Raw genomic sequence first — 22099 nt, forward strand, 5'->3', positions numbered from 1 at the left:
CTCAGCGCCGCCCCCACAGGCGGCGCCACAACAGGCGCGGTGCGCGCCAGAGCATGCCGAAGAACAGGCGGGTATGCATACGGCTGATGCGCACGTTGTCGCGCCACACATCGAAGTGCGACACGCCATCGGAGGGATAGGTCACGCGGGTGGCCAGATGCTCGACCGGCACCTGCCGCCAGTACAGGCGCACCATCACTTCGGTATCGAAATCCATGCGCTGGCCGATGGTTTCTTCACCGATCAGGCGCAGTACCGGCGGCAGCGGATACACGCGGAAGCCGCACATGGTGTCGCGCAGGTGCAGCGACAGCGTGTTGATCCAGACCCAGATGTGGGTGGCGTAGCGGCCGTACAGACGCGCCTTCGGCACGCTGGCGTCGTAGGCGGGGATACCGCAGATCACCGCATCCGGATGCACGCGCGCGGCCTCGATGAAGCGCGGTAGATCGCGGGTGTCGTGCTGGCCGTCGGCATCGATCTGCAGCACGTGGCTGTAGCCACGCGCGGCCGCCTCGGCGAAACCGGCCAGCATCGCCCCGCCCTTGCCCTGGTTGATGTCCAGGCGCAGCAGGTCGACCCCCTGGCGCTGTGCCAGCGAACGCAGTGCTGCCGCGCACGCCTCATGCGAGCCATCGTCGACCAGCAGGCACGGCAGGCCGGCGGCCTGCACGCCGTCGACCACCGCCGCGATGGCGTGCTCGTGGTCGTAGACGGGAATCACCACCAGTGGCGCGAACGCGGCACCGGCACCGGCCGGGTCAGTCCGCATCGGCGAAAACCACCTTGCCGCTGGCATGCACACCATGGCTGGAGGTGTAGCGGAAGGCCAGCACGTTGCGTGCGGCATCCCAGTCCAGCTGCAGGGTCAGCTCATCGCCCGGGCGGGCCACGTGCTGGAACTTCACCGCATCCATGCGCAGGAACACTGCCGGCATCGCGAACACCTGGCGGCCAAAACGTACCGCCCAGTCCAGCTGTGCCACGCCGGGCAGGATCGCCGCCTGCGGGAAGTGGCCCAGGAACGGCCGCAACGCGGGATCGAGGGTCATGCGCAATGTAGCGCTGGCCGCATCGCGGTGATCCCAGACCGGCACCGGCATCAGCGGTTGGAACAGCGCTGCCAGTGCCGCCTGGGTGACCTTGCCCTGTGCGTTGATCGGCAGCGCCTGCACCAGTCGCCAGCGGCGCGGCCGGGTGACGGCGTCATGGCCCTGTGCCAGGCGTGCCCCCAGACGTTGCGCGAGCGCGCGACGCGCGGCATCGCCACCGGCCAGCAATGCCGGGTCAGCCGGCACCACCACGGCGGCCAGCTGCTCGCGCTGCCCGGGCAGCACCAGCACGCGCACGTCATCCACTTCGGTGTCTTCGCGCAACGCACGTTCCAGTGCATCCAGCGAAACGCGGCGCTCTTCAATCTTGACGATGCGGTCGGCGCGGCCCAGCAGGCGGAAGCGGCCATCGGCCAACGCTTCAACGCGGTCCTGGGTACGCCACCAATCCGGGGTTTCCAGATGTGCAGAGGCCACCGCCAGGCAGCCCTCCTCGATGCGCCACTGCACGCCGGGCAGCGGCTGCCACGGCGGCAGGTCGGTGTCCCAGCGGCGCCAGGCGATGCCGCCGGTCTCGCTGCTGCCATAGACCTCGGTCGGGGCCACGCCCAGCCACTGCCGCACCTGGCGTGCGGCTTCTTCCGGCAGCGGGCCACCGGAGGAGAAGACCGCGCGCAGGCGGCCCTGCAGGCTGGCCCAGTCAAGCTGCTCAGGCAGGCGTTTGAGATGGGCCGGGGTCGCCACCAGCACCGTGTCGGTACCGGACAGCGCCGCCACCAGGTCTTCGTGGAAGAACCGGCGCGGGTGGATCAGGCGGCCGGCAGCCAGCGGCCACAGCACGCGGAACAACAGGCCATAGATGTGCTGGTGCGACACTGTGCCATGCACCTGCACGCCCTCCAGCTGCGTGCCGAACGCAGCCTGCAGCGCCTCCACCTCGCGCGCCAGCTGGTCCAGGCGCTTGCCGATCGCGCTCGGCTGGCCGGTGCTGCCGGAGGTGAACACGCACAGTTCGCAGGCACGCTCGTCCAGCGCCTGCAGTTCGTCATCCAGGGCGGCGTCCCGCGCCATCAACGGGCGGTAATCGGCGGACACGTCGCCTGCGAAGCCGCTTACCTGCGACTGCAGCGCCTGCAGCGTGGCCGGCAGGTTGTCGGCGGCCAGGAACACCCGCTTGCCGGCATGCCAGGCACCAAACAGCGCCGCGGCGAAGGCCACCGCGTCATCGAAGTACAGAGCCCAGTCACGGCCTTCGGCTGCCGCAAAGGCGCCGCGCCAGGCCAGCACCCGCTGGCGGAAGCCGGCGTGGTCGACCACCTCGCCGTCGCAGAGGCCGACGCCGCGCTGCGGCCGTGCCTCCAGCAGCAGCCGGTCCAGGGCGATCCACTCAGCCATGTGCGTGCGCCGCCTTCACCCGCCGCCGCACCAGCCACTCACCTGCGAACAACACGCCCATCATCACGTACGCCAACAATCCGTTGTAGAGCATCCAGACCCTGTCCGACGCGTACAGCGCGGTCAGCAGGGCCAGGCTGCCGTTGAAAACGAAGAAACCGCACCACACCTGGGTGACGCGGCGGGTATAGGCCACCGCGAACGGGGGCAGGTCCGGCTCCTGCAGCCGCGCCAGGCGCTCCACCAGCGGAGGCCCGAAACGCAGGCTGGTGCCAAACACCGCCAGCATCACCGCATTGACCAGCGCCGGGTACAGCTTCAACGGCAGGGCCTGGTTGAGCACGGTGGCCAGCACCGCCAGCAGGCCGGTGCCGGCGGCGGCCGCCCACCACAGTGGCTGTCGCGTGCTCAGCGCACGCAGCAGGGCCAGGGTGAACAGCAGCAGCGACAGCCAGCGCGGCTCGAAACGGCCCATCGCCAGGTACACCAGCAGTGGATAGGCAAGCGAAATCGCTGCCACCACGACGGTACGTGCGCGAGCCATGGCGAAGCCGCCGGCGCTGCGGTCAGGCGGCTGCCTGGTCCGGCAGCAGTCCATGCACGACATCGACGATGTCCTGCACGGTGCGCACGGCCTTGAACGCTTCCGGCTGCAGGTTGCGGCCGAGCAGCGGCTTCAGCTGAACGATCAGGTCGACCGCATCGATGCTGTCGATGTCCAGGTCGTCGTACAGGCGGGCCTCGGGGGTGATCCGGGCGGTTTCGATCTCGAAGCTGTCGGTCAGGATGCTGACGATGCGTTCGAACAGTTCATTCTTGGTCATGGCAATTCCTGGCGCCGTTACGACTGGCGGGCGGCGACGAACTCGCCGAGCGCGCGCACGCTGGAGAAATGGCGACGGGTTTCTTCCGAATCGGCCGAGAGGCTGACACCGTACTTCTTCTGCAGCGCCAGGCCCAGCTCCAGCGCGTCGATCGAATCCAGGCCGAGGCCCTCCACGAACAGCGGCGCGGTCGGATCGATGTCCTCCGGCGTGATGTCCTCCAGCGAAAGCGAGGAAATGATCAATTCCTTGATCTCGTGCTCAAGTGCTTGCACGGTTCGGATCTCCAGACAGGTCGAAGTAACGAGAAAGGTGCTCGGTGACGCGGCGTGCTGCCAAGGCATCCCCCCTTGGCGAGTCGTCATCGGCCAGGAAGGGCGCGATCGGGATATCTTCGCCGATCTGCAGCCGAACGTGAAAGCGACGTGAGGGGACACGATACCACTTCTGTCCCTTGGTCAACGTGGGCGGGGTACAGGTGATCCGCACCGGGGTGATGTCCAGCCGGCCCCGTACGGCGATGTTGGCGGCCCCGCGCTGCAGCCGCGGAGGCTGTCCGGGCACGCTGCGGGTGCCCTCCGGGAAGATCACCAGGGTGCCGCCGGCATGCACCGCCGCCACGCAGTCATCAACCAGGCCGGCGCCGTCATCGTTGGCGATGTAGCCGGCCGCCCGCACCGGGCCGCGCATGAACGGGTTGCAGGCCACGGCCCGCTTCACCACGCAGTCGGCGTTGGGCAGCAGCGAGATCAGGCAGACCACGTCGATCAGGGTCGGGTGATTGGCCAGCACCAGCAGACCGTCGCGCTGCAGGCGTTCACCGCCCTCGATCTGGTAGGTCATCACCCCCAGCGCGCGCATCAGGCGCAGGTGGCTGGCAAAGGCGACCTGGACCACGCGGCGGGCCCGGCGGCGGCGGACCACCGGGTCGCGCATCATCAGCAGCACCGGCATCACCAGCACGCCCAGCAGCAGGCCGCCCACGCCGAATGCGACAAAGCTCAGGCCGGTACCAAACACCCGCCAGGCATGATCGAGGCGGCGCAGCGCCTCAGCCACGGCGCCCCCAGCACCAGCGCTGGCCGTGAGCGACATGCTCCAGCGCCGGCGCACCAGACAGCAGGAAGCGGTGCAGGTCCAGCGCATGCGGCAACAGGCCTGGCGCAGTGGTGGCCTGGCCTTCCGCCGGATGCCACTGCAGCGACAGCGTCGGCCGGCCCTCTGCCGGGGCAGTCAGGCGCCAGCACCATGCAAAGAACGGGTCAGGTTCGTCGGCGAACGTCGCGTAAATCTGGGGAAGCGGCGATTCATAGACCACCACCCGCACCTCGCGGGCACCCTCGGCCAGCAGGCCAGCGGCTTCCAGGCAGGCCGCCTCCACCGTCGCCTGCCCGGCGGCCAGCGCCAGGTAATTGCCGCGGTGGCCGCGGGCGATGGAGTACAGCGCGGCGATCGCGTTGTGCACGGACAGGCCGAATCCGGTCGGCGACAGCGGCTGCTCGCCAACCAGCGCGCCCAGCAGGTCCATCGAACGGGCCACGTCGCCGTGGCGGCTGGCGAACACCAGCGGCACGTCACTGTCCGCGCCCTGTCCATCCTCGCACCAGCACGCGGCCTGGATCGCCATCCGGCCCAGCCGCTCGATGCGGCGGCGCTGCATCGCTGGCACTTCGGCCAGCGCCGGCGTGTCCCCGCCGTGCGGCAGGTACGGCGCATCGGCCCAGCCCAGCCACTGGCTACGCTCACTCAGGCCGGGCGCCCAGGCGGCCCAGTCGACGATGGAGAATTCGATCATTTAGCGATGGTGCTTCAACGGGAGAACGATAGGCACGAGCCACTACGGCGACGCGCGGCGGCCCCCCGTTCCTGCAGCCGTGCGTCCGTCCAGGACGTCGCCGGCTGCCCCCCTGGCCGCCGGAAAGGAGCGCACGCTAGCACGTCCCGCCCAGAGTGTGCAGGTTTCACATTCCCCAACACGGGGCCCGGCAACGGCAGGCCCCGTGTTCAATCGATCAGTGGTAACCGGTGTCGGCGTGCACCTTGCCGCGGAATACCCGGTAGGACCACGCCGTATAGCCGAGGATGACCGGCAGCAATATGACCAGCCCGACCAGGGTGAAGCCCAGCGACGACGCCGGCGCGGCGGCCTGCCACAGGGTCATCGACGGTGGCAGCAGATAAGGCCACATGCCCAGCACCAGGCCGAGGAAGCCGAGCACGAACAGGGCCAGGCTGAGCAGGAACGGCGGCAGGTCACGGCGCGGGTGGGTGGCACTGCGCCACAGCGCGGCGGCCACCGCCAGGGTCAGCAACGGCACCGGCGAGAGCCACCAGAAGTTGCCGTCGCTGAACCAGCGCGCCATCAGGCGCGAATCGAGGAACGGCAGCCAGCTGCTGACCAGGCCCATCGCCGCGATCACCGCCACCACCAGCGGCCGGGTCATCTGCCGCGCCAGCGCCTGCACGCGCCCTTCGGTCTTCAGGATCAGCCAGGTGCTGCCCAGCAGCGCATAGCCGGCCACCAGCGCGGCGCCGGTCAGCATCGCAAACGGGCTGAACCAGGCGAACGGCCCGCCCTGATAGACGCCGTCCACCAGCGGGATGCCCTGCACCAGGGTGCCGAGGATCACGCCCTGGGCGAACGTGGCCAGCAGCGAACCGAGGCCGAACGCCACGCTCCACAACCGGCGCGATCGATGCGCCTTGAAGCGGAACTCGAAGGCCACACCGCGGAATACCAGTGCCACCACCAGCAGCAGCACCGGCAGGTACAGCGCCGACAGTAGAACTGCGTACGCCTTGGGGAACGCCGCCAGCAGGCCGGCGCCACCCAGTACCAGCCAGGTCTCGTTGCCGTCCCAGATCGGCGCGGCGGTGTTCATCATCAGGTCCAGCTGTTCCTCGTCCTCAGCGAACGGGGCAAGGATGCCGATGCCCAGCACGAAGCCGTCCAGCACCACGTACATCAGCACGCCGAAGCCGATAACCGCGAACCACGCCACCGGCAGCCAGGTCATCAGGTCCATGTCAGCGCTCCTCCAGCGGTTCATCGGCGGCCGACAACGGACGTGCCGGGGTATGGCTGCCATGGTCCAGCGACGGCCCCTCGGCATACGGCTGCGGCCCATGCCGCAGGATCTTCACCAGGTACCAGATGCCCCAACCGAACACGAAGGCGTAGCCAACCACATAGACGCCCAGCGACAGCGCAGTCATCCACGCGCTCTGCGGCCCCACCGCATCGGCGGTGCGCAGCACGCCATACACCACCCACGGCTGGCGCCCCATCTCGGTGACGAACCAACCGGACAGCAGTGCGATGAAACCGCTGGGCAGCATCCAGTTCCAGCCGCGCAGCAGCCACGGCGAATCCAGCAGCTTCCTGCGCCACAGCTGGAACGCTGACACCCAGGCCAGCAGCAGCATCAGCGTGCCCAGCCCGACCATGATGCGGAAGGCGAAGAACACCGGCGTCACCGGCGGACGTTCGCTGGCCGGCACCGAGGTGAGAGGGTCGAAGGTGCCGTCCAGGCTGTGGGTGAGGATGACGCTGCCCAGCTTCGGAATTGCCACTTCGAAGTCGTTGCGCTCTTCCTTCTCGTTCGGCAGCGCGAACACCACCAGCGGCACGCCCTCGCCTTCCTTGGTTTCATGCCAGTGCGCTTCCATCGCCGCGATCTTCATCGGCTGATGCTTGAGCGTGTTCAGGCCATGCATGTCGCCGACGAAGATCTGTACCGGCACGGTCAGTGCGGCGAACGCCACCGCCGCGATCAGCATGCGCCGCCCCGCTTCCACGTGCGTGCCCTTGCGCAGGTACCACGCGCCCACGCCACCAATCACGAAACAGGTGGTAATGAACGAACCCAGCGCCATGTGCGCCAGGCGATAGGGGAACGAGGGGTTGAACACCACCTGCCACCAGTCCACCGGATGCACGATGCCGTTGATCATCTCGTAGCCCGCCGGCGTATGCAGCCAGCTGTTGGACGACAGGATCCAGAACGTGGAGAACAGCGTGCCCAGTGCCACCATGCAGGTGGACAGGAAATGCAGGCGCGGCGAGACCCGGCCCCAGCCGAACATCATCACGCCGAGGAAGCTGGCTTCCAGGAAGAACGCGGTCAGCACCTCGTAGGTCAGCAGCGGTCCGATGACCGTGCCGGCCACTTCGCTCAATCGTGGCCAGTTGGTTCCGAACTGGAAGGCCATGACGATGCCGCTGACCACGCCCATGCCAAACGACACGGCGAAGATCTTCTGCCAGAAGAAATACAGCTCGCGCCACACGGGCAACTTCGTGCGCAGCCACCGCCATTCGATGAAGGCCAGCCAGCTGGCCGTACCGATGGTGAAGGCGGGGAACAACACGTGGAAACTGATGACGAATCCGAACTGGATCCGGGACAACAACAACGCGTCCAAGGGACGCCTCCTGCCTGTGACCGGTGGGATACCGGACCACTTTAGGAGGATTTCGTTAAGCCGGGATGCGACCGGGTGACGCGCTGCTTCACTTTGTCGCAGGTGAAGCTGGATGCCAGGATGAATGGGCTATAGGGGCTTCAGCAAGGTCAAGGGCAGCTCCTTGGCGATTCGCAGGGCCCTGGGTACCAGTGCGGTCAAGCAGGTCGCCATCACCAGCACGACAGCGCTCAGTATCGAGACCCACGGTGACCCTGTGATGCCGTCCTGCGGCGACCCTATCCACTGCAACGACATCGCCCCGAGCAGGGCGCCCAACGTGGTGAACAGTGAAACCTCGAACATGATTTCGGCAAAGATCACGGATCCGCGCGCACCCAATGTGCGTCGGATCCCGATGGACTGCCGGCGTCGATCGAGCCACGCACCTACGACCCCGGAAACTCCTGCCATCAGAACACCCAGAACAACCGCGGTCATGATGGCGAGCACGGTCGTAGCGAATCGATCGGCTTTGACGTAGGCGTCGCGATATCCCGACAGCGTCTCGACACCCGCCGGATTCACGATCCGATAGGGCCGCTGCAGCGCATCGACAATGCGATCAAGCGAAGAACGATCAACCTCCGACCTCCACTTCGCCAGATAATAGCGACTGGCGCCCATGGGAAGGCCCGGAAGCAGCGCCCACTGCAAGTCTCGCTCATTGCCTCCTGGTGCCGGTCCAGCAACAGACGCAAATACGCCCACGATGACCCGGCTGCTGCCGGGGCCGAAATGCAGGTGGCGGCCAACAGCACGCTCCGTTCCGAACAGACGGGCAGCCAGCGCTTCACTGATCAGCACCACCGGAGCACCTTCAGCCATGTCGTCCTCTGTGGCATCCCGCCCCAGGACGATTCCCGCGCCCAGCATCGCCAGCAAGCCAGAGCTGGCAGTTACCACAGGAATGCGATCACATCCAGCAACGTCTGTCGTACCCGCGTTCATCGAGTACGCCATGGCCGACTCGCTGGTGCACACGCCGTATCGATGGGCTCTTCCCCCGAACGGAACAGCGTCGCTCACAGCCGTGTCCTGAACACCGGGCAGCCGGATCGCAGACAGGTCTGCCCGCAGCACTGCAGCATCAGCGCCTTCTTCGACATCCGAGACCCTGACCACACCAATCGATACTGCTTCCCGGATGCTGCGGGTGTTCAATCTGGCGAAGCTGTCCAGCACAGATTGCAGTGCGAATGCACATGCCAGGCTTGCAAGCGCAGCCTGCACTGCAAGCAGTGCGGCGCTTCCCAGGTGCCGTCGGGTCTCCCTCATTGATTCGAACATTTCAGGCAGCCCCCTTCGCGAAGGCACTCGACAGTGAGCTGACCCTGCAGATTTCAATCGATGGGACCAATGAACAGAGCAACGTCGTGACGACTCCCAGACCAGCCGCCATCAGCATTGCCCCAGCATGCATTGCTGTTATCGCGCTGGGCAGAACGTCTCCCGCAGCAACCACCCGGATTCCCAGCGTGTAGGTGACGACAGCGAGCGCACTACTTGCGACGCCCGCCGCGATGGATTCCCACATGAGCTGGATGAACACGTCTCGGCGTCGCGCTCCCAGTGCACGTCGTATCGCGAGCTCCCGCCGACGGCGCCCCAGACTGAAGCTCAGCAGCGCCGCCGCATTGACGATGCACACACCGAGAAGGATCAGCGACAACCGAAGCTGCATCCTGGCCTGCTCCGGAACCAATCCCAGCCTGTCCAGCCAATCCATCAGCGGCCAGAGTGCCACCTGCTGGGTGCCTGGCCCGATTCGAAGCCCCTTTTCCTGCGCATAGGCGTTCAGACTCGCGCGGTAAGTGGCAACATCATCTGCGGTGGGCAGCCACGCCCACAATTGAAGCCAGGAAACGTTGGCCCCTGCAAGATCCGTGTCCTGGTCACCACCCCAGATCGCCGTCCCGTCCACAACAGTCAGTTTGTCTGCGATTGCGGTTTCAACCGGCAGGTAGATCTCGTCAGGTTGCACAAACGGTCGGCGTGTGAGATCTCCCTGGAACATTGGCACCGGATGCCAATCCTCCGCGACACCCACAACGGTGTAGGTGCGTCTGCCCAGTTCCAACCGATGACCAACGCAGTCCTGTGTACACTCGCGCTCTGCGAGCGCACGCGACAGGACGACTACTCGACTCGCAGCATGCCCCTCCTCGGCGGTCCATGCCCGCCCTTGAACAACGGCAATGCCAAGGACACTGAAGAGTTCGGACGTGGCGAACCTGGCGCGCAGTCTTGCGCTGGACTCTCCCGGCCGGGAGAGCGTCACCGCGCCCCCTGCCATTGCTGCCTGCTTCCACGTCCGGCCTTGGTTCAGAAGCACCTTCGCGTCTGGCCAGGTCAGTGGCTGACCAGGATCCGGAGAGCCACTGCGCAGTGCATCTGGACGCGCGTCAAGGTACGGGCGGAACAATGCCGAGCTCCGGCCTGGAGCGGGATCCGACGATGCCTGGAGAACAATGGAAAGCATCACGGTGGTGATCCCTACCCCCGCACCCAACATAAGAGCGATTGCCAGATGAGTGCCGACTCTCTGCTTGAATCGAATCAACGACATTTTGATGTAGTAACCGTGCACGTACCCTCCTTGGCCTTTGCAGAGCCCTCAACTTCAACTCGAAGGAACTCCCTGTAGAAGAAGTTGCTCCCTTTCTCCCAGCTCACCTATTCCAGCCATGTATGGGCTGCAGGCGCAGAAGGTCAGACTTTCGTCTTCTTGGTACGCCAGAATCTCGCCCATCCTGCTGTCGAACAACTCCCGGCATGCGTATACGAGAGCGGGAAAGGCCCCAAGATCCGCCTTGGGCCGCCCCCTTGGGAAACTCAGTGCGAACGCCTCTCCGTGATAACTACATATGATTGGGATGCCTTGTGGCTGTTCGACGAAGAACGGATGCCACTGCCGCTCCCCTTCTGCGACATCAGAATCACCATTCCATCGGAAGTAAGACCAGACTGACTTCTGTACGAATTTGTCCAGATGCGACATATCAGGCATTCGATGACCGAACCCAAAGGCGAAATTTGGTGTTTTTATGTCTGGGATACGCTCGGAAAGAAGCTTCCACTGCACATTCAAGGGGAGAAGCGATCTACTCACTCCGCGAGGACCAATTCCGTGTGCCAGTGCGTGCGCTCGCGATAGAACCGAACCCAAAGCTGTGTGTGCCCAGTTCTCATGCAATCCGAATGCACGAAGACGCTTGCCAATCTCGGTGCAAGAGAGATCGAAGACTCTGTTGATGATGTAGGCGGACCCCATGCTAGGAATCCACATTTCCACTACGGGTTCAATGATCTCTGCCTCCTGAACGCACCAACTTTGAGTCAGTTCGTCCAGATGGATCACACTCACGCCTTGGACATCTCTCAGCACGGCTGCGACGGCGTCTTCCGGATCGGAGTGGATGACAATGGTTGGAACCTTCATGCCGCGCTCTCCAACATTTCCTTTGGCATTCTCTGCCCGTACTCGGCCCTGATCTCCTCCTGAATTTCATCCACGACTGCCATCAGCTGCACCGACGCGGGTGACTCCAATACGAACAGCGTCGAGATCCTCCGTTCGATGAAGAATCCGCCTGCTACGTGCATCAGCCGTCGCTTCATTCTCCTCACGGCTTCTTCTCCAACCCCAGCACCGATACCAACCAACCTCCCGAGAAGCTGATGGATGGCGTAGTAGACAAAAACCGCGTGCGCCAGTGAGTGGTTTGGAATGAAGTTACCTGACCAGGGTGAGACCGGACGAACCCTGATTGCACCTGACATGAACTTCCCATGTACCTCTTCATAGGCGGAGAGGTACGAGTGGACGGACTCATGCAGAATTGCCTCTGCGCAAAGATCCACGGTCATTTCCGGCCTGTGGACATTGAGAATTCGGATGCAACCTGCATGAATCGGCCGATACTCGGATCCAAGATTCAGAGGTGAAGCCTGATCATCCGACTCGATCGACTTCCTGACAAGCACACGCCTTGTGAATGTCCGAATCAGGAGACCCAGGTGTGGAGTGGCTTCGTCCACCAGCCCCATGGCCGCTTCCAGCTTGTCTTGGATTACAACAAGCTCTTCTGATGAGATGCTCAGGAATGGATTGCAGAACGTTCCGCTCTCCGGCTCGTTTCGACGCGCCAGCCCACTATCCACGTCCAGAGCGATCACACCTCCTACTTTTGCGCGCTCGACCTTTTCAAGCCCGGATTCACTCCGCCTGATCACCCACTCCCCAAGAGGACTTTCGATTACCGTCCCTCGGTGAAGTTCGCCCATTTCGTCATGGATGGGAGCAACTGGACATTCCGCCATTGCGGCGAGATGAAGCGCTTCGATGGTCGTGACAGGCCTTCCATCTGCATCTTCATGGGACACCCCATCTGGATCATCCATGAATCCGGAAACCCATGGGGAGCCAAGCAATCTTCTTCTCGCCGCAGGATCCAATTTCTTGAATGTTCTTTCAAAATTCTCAATATGACCTTTATTCTCAATCCGCTCATCTCTGAATTTTGAAAGAGCCTCACCCAAACGACGTGGAGTTACTTCAAACCATGCATCCAGCAGTACTGAGCAAACGTCAACCGTTCTGCATGGATCTTCAATTGCTCTCCTGAGATCCTCTACGGAAGTTCTCATCAACCTCTCCTTGGTGACGGACGGCCCCCCAATGGGCGACCGTCCGCGTTCTTAGACGTTGAACTTCTGGACGTCAGGAACTACGTGCGCAAACTGGAGTTCTTCTGCATCACCTGACGAGTAGTGACCGCAGTGGGTACCACCGCTTGAGTAGTTGGTACATTGAACCCCTGCGATCTCGTTATCGCTGGTTCCCTCTTGCAACTCCGTCCCACTGACGAGAGTGATGTCCAGCACAGAGGCGTTCTGGATCTGCGTGAGATCATTGGACGCACTCTCCTGCGAAGCAGATGCGATTCCGGCCAGACCAAGCATTGCAATGAGTGCCGGAGGAAGAAGCACGGACTTGCAGATCTTCGACATTATTCAGCTCCTTTGAAGTTGATACTGCTGGATATGGCCGAGAGCTTGTTCGGCTCCTGGCCAGCGTCAACGATTGCTGACGATTTAGATTTTTCCAGCAGCGTCATCGACATCAATAGCTGCAGATTCCTTTGCAATTATCCTCAGTGTGGGGATCTTCACGTAGCGTCTGGAGATGACGCAATCCGTCGGGTGCGGGGGATTGTCCGAATCAGCGACATTGGGAATGGCGGAGGAAGATTCATGCCGGATACGACTGACGTCAGCCTACAAATCGCTTAATGCCAGAAGTACCAGGCCGCTGCCGCCACCAACGCACCCAACAACACCACCTGCACCACCACATAGCCCACACCACCGTCGCGCGACTCAGCGGCAATGCGCTTCTGCAGCGCCTCGCTCACATCCGGTGTTTCTTCCTGCTGCGTCTGCTCACGCAACGCCTGCGCCAGCGCGCGTTCTTCCGCATCGCGAGGGTCAGTCGATGGGCTCACAGCAGTTCTCCGGCGGCGGCATGTCGCGTCAGTTCCTGCTTCAGGACCTGGCGCGCGCGGTGCAGGTGGCTCTTGATGGTACCGCGCGCCAGCCCCGTCACCTGTTCGATCTCGGCTAGATCGAAATCCTCCAGGTAATGCAGGCCGACGATCAGGCGCTGCGGTGCACTCAACCGTTCCAGCGCTGTGCCGAGCTGGCGCCCTGCCTGCAGGGTCTCGCTCAGTTCAGCCGGCCCCGGACCTTCATCGCCGACGCCCAGTTCCTCGGGCACTTCCACCGCCACCATCCATTGCGCCTCCAGCCGTCGCCGGCGCAGGTGCTGTAGCGCGGTGGTGTAGGCCACCCGCGAAACCCAGGTACGCAGCGAGGATTCGAAGCGGAACCGGTGCAGCTGGCGGAACACGGCCAGGAAGGTCTCCTGCAGCAGGTCGGCGACCTGGTCGCGGTCGCCGACCATGCGTCCGATCACATGCGCGCAGGTGCGTTGATGGGTTTCAACCAGTTGCGCGAAGGCCGCCTGCGAACCGTCGATGATGGCCCGCACCAGGGCCTGGTCCGCGTCCAGCGGCTCGGCGGGCGGTGCCGCCGCTGCTGCATCGTGGCGGCGACGGCCCCGCAGTGCCGACAATGCTTCGCCGAGCAGGCTCATCTGCGGGGCGTCCCCTGTGCCCGTGGCATGCGCCGGCTCAGCCCTTGCGTGCGGCGGGGCGGGTGAAGTGCCAGGCCAGCAGCTGGCCCAGGCCAGCACTGCCGACCAGCGCGGCGGCGGCGCCGAAGGTCAGGTCACGGGCACCGATGGCTTCCAGCAGGGCCAGGGCCAGGGCCAGGCAGACCAGGCTGATGCCCCAGCGCAGCGCGCCCTGGCGGCGGCGCTCTTCTTCCAGCACCGCCAGCGAGCGGATCACTTCCTCCGGCACGTGCGGGGCCACCAGCTTGCTGCGCGCGCGCGCATCGGCAATGGCGTGGATCGCGTAGGCGATGCAGATGAAGAGGGTGATCGGGATGAGTTCCTGCATGGTCGGGCTCCTGTTCGGTGGATGATGCGGGTTCAGGAGAATGGATGCGCGACCACGGCAACCGGTTGCACTAGGTGCCTGCCACCTCGTCGCTGGTGCCGGGCGTATCCACCGGGTCCGGGAAATAGGTCTCCACCTGAAACTCCAGCTGCAGGTCCGCCATGAGTCGCAGCAGCTGCTGATCCAGCACAAAACCCGCCCATGCGGTCTTTCCAAAGATGCCGACACGCAGGCCGATCCCGGCTCCTTCTTGCAGCAGCTCCCTGATCACGTCGGTACGTGCCCGCAGGAGATCGATCAACGCCGGCCAGGCATCCATCAGCCAGCCGTCCTTGCCCCTCTCCAGTACGAACACCGCGCGGGTCTCCGCATGCACCCTGATCAGGCTGCCGTCGCGATCCCTGTATCCGGTCCCGACATCTCGGGAGAACGCTGGTTCCAGATCCAGCCGGGCGGCAATCCCGGCGCCGGCCTCTGTGGGGTGCTGCACGCCCAGAGAGATCCTGTAGTCGTAGCAGTACATATCGGTTCCATCCGAACGGAATGGCCATCATGCCGCACACGCCGCCGCAGCGACCCGGGCGGGGCCATTTTGCCAATCCCGCTGCCATGACCTGTGGCCCCTGCCCCGGGCCCTTGCGGCTGCTACGCTTGGCCGGTTTCCTCTTCTGGTGCCGTCCGCCCATGTCCCGAGTGCTGCCCCTGTCCCTCCTGCTGTCGGCCGTGCTGGCCGCACCGGCTGCGCATGCCGCGCCGACGCCGATCACCATCGAACAGGCCATGGCCGACCCGGACTGGATTGGTCCGCCGGTCGAGAAGGCCTGGTGGTCGTGGAACAGCCAGCAGGTGGAATACCAGCTCAAGCGCAACGGCAGCCCGGTGCGCGATACCTTCCGCCAGCCGGTGGCCGGTGGCGTGGCCGCACAGGTGGCCGATGACCAGCGTGGCACCCTGGACGTGGCCGAGCCGGTCTACGACCGCAGCCGCAGCCGCAGCGCCTTCGTCCGCAATGGCGACGTGTTCGTACGCGACCTGCGCAGTGGCGCGCTGACCCAGCTGACCCGCAGCAACGAGCGCGCGGGCAACGTGAACTTCGCTGCCGACAATGGCGTGATCTGGCGCGTTGGCCAGAACTGGTTCCACTGGACCGCTGCCAGCGGTGTGCAGCAGGTGGCCAGCCTGAAGGCCGAGAAGGATCCGCGCACGCCGCCGAAGGCCGACGTGCTGCGCGACCAGCAGCTGCGTACGCTGGAAACCCTGCGCCGCGACCGCGACCAGCGCGAAGCACTGAAGGACCAGGACCAGCGCTGGCGCCAGGCCGACCCGACCCGCGCACCGGGCCCGGTGTACCTGGGCACCGACGTGGAGATCGCCGACAGCGTGCTGTCGCCGGACCTGACCCACCTGATCGTGGTGACCAAGCCGAAGGACTTCGATGACGGCCGCGGCGGCAAGATGCCGCTGTACGTGACCGAGTCGGGCTACGAGGAAACCGAAGACACCCGCACCCGCGTCGGCCGCAACGGCTTCGAGCCGCACACCCTGTGGTACGTGGACGTGCGTACCGGCAAGGCCGAGAAGGTTTCGCTGGCCGGCCTGCCTGGCATCAGCACCGATCCGCTGGCCGAGCTGCGCCGCAAGGCCGGCAAGGACGCGCTGAAGGGCGAGCGCAGCCTGCAAGTGATGAGCGACTTCATGGGCGGTGGCATCCGCTGGAGCCCCGATGGCCAGCAGGCCGCAGTGATGCTGCGTGCCAACGACAACAAGGACCGCTGGATCATCAGCGTCAACGCTGCCGATGGCCGCGTGCAGAACCGCCATCGCCTGACCGACAACGGCTGGATCAACTGGGGCTTCAATGATTTCGGCTGGATGGCCGATGGCCGCACGCTGTGGCTGCTGTCGGAGGAATCGGGCTTCTCGCACCTGTACACCCAGGCCGGCACCGCCAAGCCGCAGGCGCTGACCAGCGGCAAGTGGGAAACCTCGGCGCCGGTGCCGTCGGCCGATGGCAAGGGCTTCTACTTCCTGTGCAACCAGCAGGCCCCGCATGACTACGAAGTCTGCGCGGTCGACACCGGCAGCCGCCAGGTGCGCGAGCTGACCAGCCTCAACGGCGTGGAAGACTTCTCGCTGTCGCCGGACGGCCAGCAGCTGCTGGTGCGCTATTCCGGTGCCTACCTGCCGCCGCAGCTGGCCGTGCTGCCGAGCACCGGTGGCCAGGCCCGCGTGCTGACCGACACCCGCACGGCCGACTACAAGGCACGCCAGTGGATCCAGCCGAAGCTGGTGGCGGTGCCGTCCAAGCACGGTGCCGGCGTGGTCTGGGCCAAGTACTACGAACCGGAAAACAAGGAACCGGGGAAGAAGTACCCGATCGTGATGTTCGTGCACGGCGCCGGCTACCTGCAGAACGTGCACCAGCGCTACCCGGCCTACTTCCGCGAGCAGATGTTCCACAACCTGCTGGTGCAGAAGGGCTACATCGTGCTGGACATGGATTACCGCGGCAGCGAGGGCTACGGCCGCGACTGGCGTACTGCGATCTACCGCAACATGGGCCACCCGGAACTGGAAGACTACAAGGACGGCCTGGACTGGCTGGTCGATACCCAGCAGGGTGACCGCGACCACGCCGGCATCTACGGCGGTTCCTACGGCGGCTTCATGACCTTCATGGCCCTGTTCCGCTCGCCGGGCACGTTCAAGGCCGGCGCCGCGCTGCGCCCGGTGGTCGACTGGCACCAGTACAACCACGGCTATACCAGCAACATCCTCAACACCCCGGACATCGATCCGGAGGCGTACCGCGTGTCCTCGCCGATCGAGTACGCGCAGAACCTGCAGGACAACCTGCTGATCGCCCACGGCATGATGGATGACAACGTGTTCTTCCAGGACTCGGTGAACCTCACCCAGCGCCTGATCGAACTGCACAAGGACAACTGGTCGATCGCACCGTACCCGCTGGAGCGCCACGGCTACGTCCGCGCCGATTCCTGGCTGGACCAGTACAAGCGCATCCTCAAGCTGTTCGAGCAGAACCTGAAGTGAGCAACGCCGCGGCCACGATCCACATCGTGGCCGCGGTCATCCTGGATGACCGCGGCCGGGCGCTGGTGGTGCGCAAGCACGGCGCCACCCGCTTCATCCAGCCCGGCGGCAAGCCCGAACCCGGCGAAGCGCCACTGCAGGCGCTGGCCCGCGAGCTGGACGAGGAACTCGGCGTGCAGCTGTGCACCGATGCCTCCATCACGCTGGGCACGTTCCAGGACTGGGCGGTGAACGAGCCCGGCCACCGCGTGCAGGCCCAGGCCTGGTGGGTACAGGTGGACGGCAGGCCACAGGCACGCGCGGAGATCGCCGAACTGGCCTGGGTGCCGCTGCAGCCACCGCACGGCCTGCCCTTGGCACCGCTAAGCGAACACCATATCCTGCCGGCCGTCGCCACCCGGGTGACGGCCCGCTGATCGCGCGGGCACCGATTGCAAGGACACCGGATGTCAGTGCCGCTCCCGCCGCCCTCGTTGCAGCCTTCGCCCTACCACGCGTGGATTCGGCCACTGGTGCAGGCCTCCTTCTGGCTGTCCGCGCTGCTGGCCGGCTATTTCGCGCTGCAGGGTCTGCTGGTGTGGCCGCTGCACGACGCTCCACTCTGGCAGCTGCTGGCGGGTGAAGCACAGCATCGGCAGATGCACAGCCTGACCTGGCTGCTGGCGCACCCGGTGGGTGCCTCGATGATCACCGCACTGCTCTGCCTGGTCTCGGCCGTGGCCAGCTGGGGGCTGCTGCGCGAGCGCCGCTGGGGCCTGTGGTGCTTCGTGGTGATGCTGCTGGTGAGCGCACTGGCCAATTTCGCGATCACCTGGTGGTTGGACGTATTCATGCGCGACATGATCGTGCTGCTTGCCGACGAGCCGGAGATGCAGCAATCGCTGCAGCCGCGTCGCTGGATGATGACCTTCACCCTGCTGGGCACTTCGGTGCTGTTCCTGGGCCTGCAGGGCTGGCTGGCCTGGCGCCTGTTGCGACCCGACATCCGCTCGCGCTTCCACTGAGCCCCGTCCCCTTCTCGCACGACAAGGACCGTCGCATGCGCTTGCTGACACTTTTCCCTGCCCTGTTGCTGTTCGCCGCGCTGCCTGCCAGCGCCGATGCCCTGCAATGCGGCGAGTACCGCAGTGTCGACGACGGCATGGCCCTGGTGTTCACCACCCACAGCAGCGGCTACCGCGACAACGGCATCGGTGAGCCGGAGCCGCTGTGGGTCGATCGCAGTGCGGCACAGACGCGCCTGGTCATGCTCGACGATGGCGTGGCGGAGCCGATCCGGATCAGCACCGATGGGCGGCGCATCGAGGACGACGTGTTCGTGGTCTATACCCTGCGCCAGCCCAGGGCCTGCGCTGTCGAGCCCAGCGCTGTGGCCGGCAGCTGCCGCGCTGCTGGCAGTTACTGCATGGTGCAGCTGCCAACGGCCTCGCCCGGCCAGGCCCGGCGCGCCTGCGACGAGGGTGTGGGCGCCGGTTGCTCGGCGCTGCTGCAGCAGAGACTCGAAAGCAACACCGCGGCAGCGACCGATGGCGCCGGCAGTGCGCACTTCGAGCGCCCGCCAGCCTGCCGCGAGCACGCCCCCACCCACGATCCTCAGGTCTGCGAAGCGCTGACCGACGATGATCTGGCTGCCGCGATGCGACGGGTTGATCAGCGCCTGGAACAGGCCGAGAAGGCACCGAAGGGACCGCCGTTGCCCCTGGCGGCGCTGCAACAGCTGCAGCAGCTGTGCCTGCAACACCGTGGTGGCCGCTTCTGCATCGAAGTAGCCGCGCAACAGTTGGACGCGCTGCAACCTGCGTTGGCGGTGCAGGCCCTGCAGGTGGTCTGCGATGCTGGACGCGTCAGTGCCTGCGAACGTACCGCACCGCTGCGTGAACTCGGCGCCGACCTGCACCTGGTGGCGCTCCAACATGTGCCGTGTGGCCGCTACCAGGCCGACGGTGGCCAGTTCGACAGTTTCGACTTCGGCGACGGCACGCAGGCCCGCCTGCACGAAGGCGCCGTCCAGCTACAACAGAACGGCGAAACGTTCGTGCTGCGCCAGCTCGGCAACGGCGACCTGCTCGGCATGGACAACCAGACGGCCTACCAGCGTTACCAGCCCGTGCCAGGCACGGCACAATGCATGCCCCCGCGCGAGGGCCGTGGTTCGCCGTAGCGCCTGGAGTTTCCCGTTCGATCGTCAAGGAGACGACATGCATTCACCCGCACCGCGCCGCCGCTGGCTGGCCTGGGCGTTGCTGCTGGCCGCGCCGATGGCCTCCGCACAGTCACTGCAATGCGGCCTGTTCAAGGCCGATGAAGGCAGCAGCACGCTGCGCATCAGCTCACCCAACCGTGGCGAGCAGAAGCACTTCGGCAGTGCGCCGTCTCCGGTCGTGTTCCAGCAGATCGACGGGAAGCTGCAACTGGTGAATCTGGAGTACGGCCTGCCCAGTGCGCTGCAGGTTCGCGATCGTCGCCGCACGGTCGAGGTGGATGGCACGGTCTACCTCCTGCAGACCCCCGCACAGTGCGCCGCAGCGGCCATACCGGCTGAAGGCAGCTGCCTGGCCGATGCGACGGCGTGCCTGGACAACCGTCGCGAAGCGACCCCGGCCGCCCTGGAAGCGGGGTGTCGCGAGGGCGTGCCCGGCATGTGCCTGCAACTGGCTGATCGTTGGCACGAGGAGGCTAAACCCACGGTCGAGGCCGATCCCGCCCTGGCAAAGGCAGCGCTCGACGCGGCCCTGTCGGGCATCAAACTCCCCGCCGCCTGTGACGATGGCGGCTTCGAACAGGGAACCCCGGCGTGTGCGGCCGCACTCGAGGCCGACCCCGCAGTGCAGGAGCAGCTGGTCAAGGCCGCGATGACGGCCGCCATGACCGAAGCCATGGTGACGATGGCTGGCCCGGACTCACCGGTGATCATGCCTGTACAGCGACGCCAGCAACTGCTGCAACTGTGCCGGGAGACAGCGCAGGCCGGCTTCTGCGAGCGCGTGGCCGAACTGTCCTGGGAGTCGGGAGATCACCTGCAGGCGGTGCAGGCCCTGGCGGCGGCCTGCACCGCCGGCAACGAGCGCTCCGTCTGTGAGCGTCTGCCCGCACTGCAGGCGGTGGTCGCATCGCTGCGACCGCAGCCCGCGACTGCATTGCCCTGCGGCAATTACCGGTCCGACGGCGGCCTGATGGACACGCTGGACTTCGGCGATGCCGGCCTGGTCGGTGTGGGCTGGAGCAGCCATCTTCGCGCACGCGTCGAAGCGGGCGACATCCGCATCCGCCACGACCGGGGCGGCGACTTCGTGCTGCGCCCGCTGCCTGGCGGCCAACTGCTGGGCCTGGATACCTGGACCCGTTTCCAGGTGTTCACCCCCACTGACGAGGGCCCGAGCCGCTGCAGTGCACCGAAGCAGTACACCGTGCTGCCGCTACCACAGGATTGCCCGCAGGCGCTCGCTGCCGGCGGGGCGGAAGCCTGCTGCGCGCAGGGCAAGCTGCAGGGCTGCAACATGCTTGGCAACCGCCTTGCGCTGTCCGGGAACTGGCTGCAGGCCGCCGAGCACTACACCACGGTCTGCCGCGCCGGCGTCCGCGAAGGGTGCGAGAACCTGGTCACCGCGCAGGGCAACGGTGTCGAAGTGAACGCACGAGCAGTCCTGGAGCAACTGTGCAAGACCGACCGCAGCGGCCTGCATGTGGCCTGCGATGTGCTCGGAACCCAGAACTGGGAACTGATCGATCTGGGCCGCGCGCTGCAGAAGGCAGCCGATGACGCGGCATCAGACGACACCCCGCCGCCACGCCATTCCAACCGCAAGCGCTGAGCCCGCCAGGGCCTGCCCGCAGCTTTGGGCAGGCCCTGCGGTAAAGTACGCGCCATGAACGAATTCGAGCGCGTGCGCGCCTACCTCACCGACCTGCAGGACCGCATCTGTGCGGCGATCGAGGCCGTCGATGGCCAGGCCCGCTTCCAGGAAGACCTGTGGCAGCGTGCCGAGGGCGGTGGCGGACGTACCCGCGTACTGCGTGATGGCGCGGTGTTCGAGCAGGCCGGCATCGGCTTCTCCGACGTGGCCGGCAGCCGCCTGCCGCCGTCGGCCTCGGCCAACCGTCCGGAACTGGCCGGTGCCTCCTGGCGCGCTACCGGGGTGTCGCTGGTGTTCCACCCGCTCAACCCCTACGTGCCGACCACCCATGCCAACGTGCGCTTCTTCCAGGCGCAGCGCGATGGCGAAGTGGTGGCCAGCTGGTTCGGCGGCGGCTTCGACCTGACCCCGTTCTATCCGTTCGACGAGGACGTGCAGCACTGGCACCAGGTTGCGCGCGACCTGTGCGCCCCGTTCGGCGATGAGCGCTATGCCGCGCACAAGCGCTGGTGCGACGAGTACTTCTTCCTGCGCCACCGCAATGAAACGCGCGGCGTCGGCGGCCTGTTCTTCGACGACCTGCACGGCGACTTCGAGCGCGATTTCGACTACCTGCGCGCGGTCGGCGATGGCTTCCTGGATGCCTACCTGCCGATCGTGCAGCAGCGCAAGGACACCCTCTACGGCGAGCGCGAGCGCGAGTTCCAGCTGTACCGTCGCGGCCGCTATGTGGAGTTCAACCTGGTCTATGACCGCGGCACGCTGTTCGGTCTGCAGAGCGGCGGCCGCAGCGAAAGCATCCTGATGAGCCTGCCGCCGCGGGTGCGTTGGGAGTACGGCTTCAGTCCGGAAGCGGGCAGCGCCGAGGCACGCCTGGCCGATTACCTGGTGCCGCGCGACTGGCTCTGATCTTCCGGCACCGCGCCTGGGGC

Annotated in this window: 24 protein-coding genes; 6 read left to right on the top strand and 18 right to left on the bottom strand. The window is 65.6% G+C overall.

Features of this window, described 5'->3' with window-relative positions:
- Window position 1: 1 nt before the first annotated feature.
- From D5301_RS03700 to D5301_RS03785, 18 genes are all read right to left on the bottom strand, one after another.
- Complete coding sequence (locus D5301_RS03700; RefSeq protein WP_153854815.1) at window positions 2-772, bottom strand: glycosyltransferase family 2 protein; 771 nt, start codon at window positions 770-772, stop codon at window positions 2-4.
- The gene (locus D5301_RS03705; protein ID WP_153854816.1) at window positions 762-2447 is read right to left on the bottom strand and encodes an AMP-binding protein; all 1686 of its coding nucleotides are present in this window, start codon (window positions 2445-2447) and stop codon (window positions 762-764) included. Before D5301_RS03705 ends, D5301_RS03700 begins: the two co-directional genes overlap by 11 nt.
- Window positions 2440-2991 (bottom strand): hypothetical protein, encoded by a 552-nt coding sequence (locus D5301_RS03710; RefSeq protein ID WP_132811025.1) that lies wholly within the window; start codon window positions 2989-2991, stop codon window positions 2440-2442. Before D5301_RS03710 ends, D5301_RS03705 begins: the two co-directional genes overlap by 8 nt.
- Before the next feature lie 22 nt (window positions 2992-3013).
- Window positions 3014-3271 (bottom strand): acyl carrier protein, encoded by a 258-nt coding sequence (locus D5301_RS03715; RefSeq protein WP_005411609.1) that lies wholly within the window; start codon window positions 3269-3271, stop codon window positions 3014-3016.
- 17 nt (window positions 3272-3288) lie between these two features.
- Window positions 3289-3546, bottom strand: coding sequence for a phosphopantetheine-binding protein (locus D5301_RS03720; protein ID WP_005411610.1), 258 nt, complete (start codon window positions 3544-3546; stop codon window positions 3289-3291).
- Window positions 3533-4330, bottom strand: a complete 798-nt coding sequence (locus tag D5301_RS03725; RefSeq protein WP_324187255.1) for a lysophospholipid acyltransferase family protein — start codon at window positions 4328-4330, stop codon at window positions 3533-3535. The genes D5301_RS03720 and D5301_RS03725 overlap by 14 nt, the downstream gene beginning before the upstream one ends.
- Window positions 4323-5066 (bottom strand): beta-ketoacyl synthase chain length factor, encoded by a 744-nt coding sequence (locus D5301_RS03730; RefSeq protein ID WP_110714121.1) that lies wholly within the window; start codon window positions 5064-5066, stop codon window positions 4323-4325. The genes D5301_RS03725 and D5301_RS03730 overlap by 8 nt, the downstream gene beginning before the upstream one ends.
- 217 nt (window positions 5067-5283) lie before the next feature.
- Window positions 5284-6297, bottom strand: a complete 1014-nt coding sequence (cydB, locus tag D5301_RS03735; RefSeq protein ID WP_005414876.1) for a cytochrome d ubiquinol oxidase subunit II — start codon at window positions 6295-6297, stop codon at window positions 5284-5286.
- 1 nt (window position 6298) lies between these two features.
- A complete protein-coding gene (locus tag D5301_RS03740; RefSeq protein ID WP_153854818.1) occupies window positions 6299-7696 on the bottom strand; it encodes a cytochrome ubiquinol oxidase subunit I in 1398 nt (465 codons plus the stop codon).
- 129 nt (window positions 7697-7825) lie between these two features.
- Complete coding sequence (locus D5301_RS03745; protein WP_228756301.1) at window positions 7826-9013, bottom strand: ABC transporter permease; 1188 nt, start codon at window positions 9011-9013, stop codon at window positions 7826-7828.
- A 13-nt stretch (window positions 9014-9026) separates the two neighbouring features.
- Window positions 9027-10325 (bottom strand): ABC transporter permease, encoded by a 1299-nt coding sequence (locus D5301_RS03750; RefSeq protein WP_110714124.1) that lies wholly within the window; start codon window positions 10323-10325, stop codon window positions 9027-9029.
- A 33-nt stretch (window positions 10326-10358) separates the two neighbouring features.
- Window positions 10359-11177 carry a hypothetical protein gene (locus D5301_RS03755; RefSeq protein WP_153854819.1) on the bottom strand — a complete coding sequence of 273 codons (819 nt, stop codon included), beginning with the start codon at window positions 11175-11177 and terminating at the stop codon, window positions 10359-10361.
- Window positions 11174-12385, bottom strand: coding sequence for a hypothetical protein (locus D5301_RS03760; RefSeq protein WP_153854820.1), 1212 nt, complete (start codon window positions 12383-12385; stop codon window positions 11174-11176). Before D5301_RS03760 ends, D5301_RS03755 begins: the two co-directional genes overlap by 4 nt.
- A gap of 51 nt (window positions 12386-12436) precedes the next feature.
- The gene (locus D5301_RS03765) at window positions 12437-12748 is read right to left on the bottom strand and encodes a hypothetical protein (RefSeq protein WP_110714127.1); all 312 of its coding nucleotides are present in this window, start codon (window positions 12746-12748) and stop codon (window positions 12437-12439) included.
- Window positions 12749-13026: 278 nt separating this feature from the next.
- Window positions 13027-13242, bottom strand: coding sequence for a hypothetical protein (locus D5301_RS03770; RefSeq protein ID WP_110714128.1), 216 nt, complete (start codon window positions 13240-13242; stop codon window positions 13027-13029).
- A complete protein-coding gene (locus D5301_RS03775) occupies window positions 13239-13892 on the bottom strand; it encodes a sigma-70 family RNA polymerase sigma factor (protein WP_153854821.1) in 654 nt (217 codons plus the stop codon). The genes D5301_RS03770 and D5301_RS03775 overlap by 4 nt, the downstream gene beginning before the upstream one ends.
- 37 nt (window positions 13893-13929) lie before the next feature.
- Entirely contained in the window at window positions 13930-14259 is a 330-nt protein-coding gene (locus D5301_RS03780) for a hypothetical protein (protein WP_153854822.1), read from the bottom strand.
- A 70-nt stretch (window positions 14260-14329) separates the two neighbouring features.
- Window positions 14330-14782 carry a hypothetical protein gene (locus D5301_RS03785; protein ID WP_153854823.1) on the bottom strand — a complete coding sequence of 151 codons (453 nt, stop codon included), beginning with the start codon at window positions 14780-14782 and terminating at the stop codon, window positions 14330-14332.
- Window positions 14783-14943: 161 nt separating this feature from the next.
- On the opposite strand from D5301_RS03785, the gene D5301_RS03790 reads away from it, so the two are divergent.
- Genes D5301_RS03790 through hemF form a run of 6 tightly spaced genes read left to right on the top strand, consistent with a single transcriptional unit; the run spans window position 14944 to window position 22076 of the window.
- Window positions 14944-17313 (top strand): S9 family peptidase, encoded by a 2370-nt coding sequence (locus tag D5301_RS03790; RefSeq protein WP_125893347.1) that lies wholly within the window; start codon window positions 14944-14946, stop codon window positions 17311-17313.
- Window positions 17310-17729 carry an NUDIX domain-containing protein gene (locus D5301_RS03795; RefSeq protein ID WP_324187251.1) on the top strand — a complete coding sequence of 140 codons (420 nt, stop codon included), beginning with the start codon at window positions 17310-17312 and terminating at the stop codon, window positions 17727-17729. Before D5301_RS03790 ends, D5301_RS03795 begins: the two co-directional genes overlap by 4 nt.
- Before the next feature lie 30 nt (window positions 17730-17759).
- On the top strand, window positions 17760-18317 hold the full coding sequence (locus D5301_RS03800) for a hypothetical protein (protein WP_153854825.1): 558 nt from the start codon (window positions 17760-17762) through the stop codon (window positions 18315-18317).
- Window positions 18318-18352: 35 nt separating this feature from the next.
- On the top strand, window positions 18353-19474 hold the full coding sequence (locus D5301_RS03805; protein WP_153854826.1) for a hypothetical protein: 1122 nt from the start codon (window positions 18353-18355) through the stop codon (window positions 19472-19474).
- 37 nt (window positions 19475-19511) lie between these two features.
- Window positions 19512-21125, top strand: coding sequence for a hypothetical protein (locus tag D5301_RS03810; protein ID WP_153854827.1), 1614 nt, complete (start codon window positions 19512-19514; stop codon window positions 21123-21125).
- Window positions 21126-21179: 54 nt separating this feature from the next.
- Window positions 21180-22076 carry an oxygen-dependent coproporphyrinogen oxidase gene (hemF, locus tag D5301_RS03815; protein WP_153854828.1) on the top strand — a complete coding sequence of 299 codons (897 nt, stop codon included), beginning with the start codon at window positions 21180-21182 and terminating at the stop codon, window positions 22074-22076.
- Window positions 22077-22099: the final 23 nt, after the last annotated feature.

The sequence above is a fragment of the Stenotrophomonas sp. MH181796 genome (assembly GCF_009659995.1).
Classification (GTDB): domain Bacteria; phylum Pseudomonadota; class Gammaproteobacteria; order Xanthomonadales; family Xanthomonadaceae; genus Stenotrophomonas; species Stenotrophomonas riyadhensis.

Coding starts and splice junctions, on each gene's coding strand:
- cydB (WP_005414876.1), bottom strand. CDS start 6,297: ATGGACCTGATGACCTGGCTGCCGGTGGCGTGGTTCGCGGTTATCGGC.
- D5301_RS03775 (WP_153854821.1), bottom strand. CDS start 13,892: ATGAGCCTGCTCGGCGAAGCATTGTCGGCACTGCGGGGCCGTCGCCGC.
- D5301_RS03800 (WP_153854825.1), top strand. CDS start 17,760: ATGTCAGTGCCGCTCCCGCCGCCCTCGTTGCAGCCTTCGCCCTACCAC.
- hemF (WP_153854828.1), top strand. CDS start 21,180: ATGAACGAATTCGAGCGCGTGCGCGCCTACCTCACCGACCTGCAGGAC.
- D5301_RS03710 (WP_132811025.1), bottom strand. CDS start 2,991: ATGGCTCGCGCACGTACCGTCGTGGTGGCAGCGATTTCGCTTGCCTAT.
- D5301_RS03715 (WP_005411609.1), bottom strand. CDS start 3,271: ATGACCAAGAATGAACTGTTCGAACGCATCGTCAGCATCCTGACCGAC.
- D5301_RS03755 (WP_153854819.1), bottom strand. CDS start 11,177: ATGAAGGTTCCAACCATTGTCATCCACTCCGATCCGGAAGACGCCGTC.
- D5301_RS03790 (WP_125893347.1), top strand. CDS start 14,944: ATGTCCCGAGTGCTGCCCCTGTCCCTCCTGCTGTCGGCCGTGCTGGCC.
- D5301_RS03705 (WP_153854816.1), bottom strand. CDS start 2,447: ATGGCTGAGTGGATCGCCCTGGACCGGCTGCTGCTGGAGGCACGGCCG.
- D5301_RS03730 (WP_110714121.1), bottom strand. CDS start 5,066: ATGATCGAATTCTCCATCGTCGACTGGGCCGCCTGGGCGCCCGGCCTG.
- D5301_RS03700 (WP_153854815.1), bottom strand. CDS start 772: ATGCGGACTGACCCGGCCGGTGCCGGTGCCGCGTTCGCGCCACTGGTG.
- D5301_RS03780 (WP_153854822.1), bottom strand. CDS start 14,259: ATGCAGGAACTCATCCCGATCACCCTCTTCATCTGCATCGCCTACGCG.
- D5301_RS03760 (WP_153854820.1), bottom strand. CDS start 12,385: ATGAGAACTTCCGTAGAGGATCTCAGGAGAGCAATTGAAGATCCATGC.
- D5301_RS03745 (WP_228756301.1), bottom strand. CDS start 9,013: ATGAGGGAGACCCGACGGCACCTGGGAAGCGCCGCACTGCTTGCAGTG.
- D5301_RS03765 (WP_110714127.1), bottom strand. CDS start 12,748: ATGTCGAAGATCTGCAAGTCCGTGCTTCTTCCTCCGGCACTCATTGCA.
- D5301_RS03810 (WP_153854827.1), top strand. CDS start 19,512: ATGCATTCACCCGCACCGCGCCGCCGCTGGCTGGCCTGGGCGTTGCTG.
- D5301_RS03785 (WP_153854823.1), bottom strand. CDS start 14,782: ATGTACTGCTACGACTACAGGATCTCTCTGGGCGTGCAGCACCCCACA.
- D5301_RS03805 (WP_153854826.1), top strand. CDS start 18,353: ATGCGCTTGCTGACACTTTTCCCTGCCCTGTTGCTGTTCGCCGCGCTG.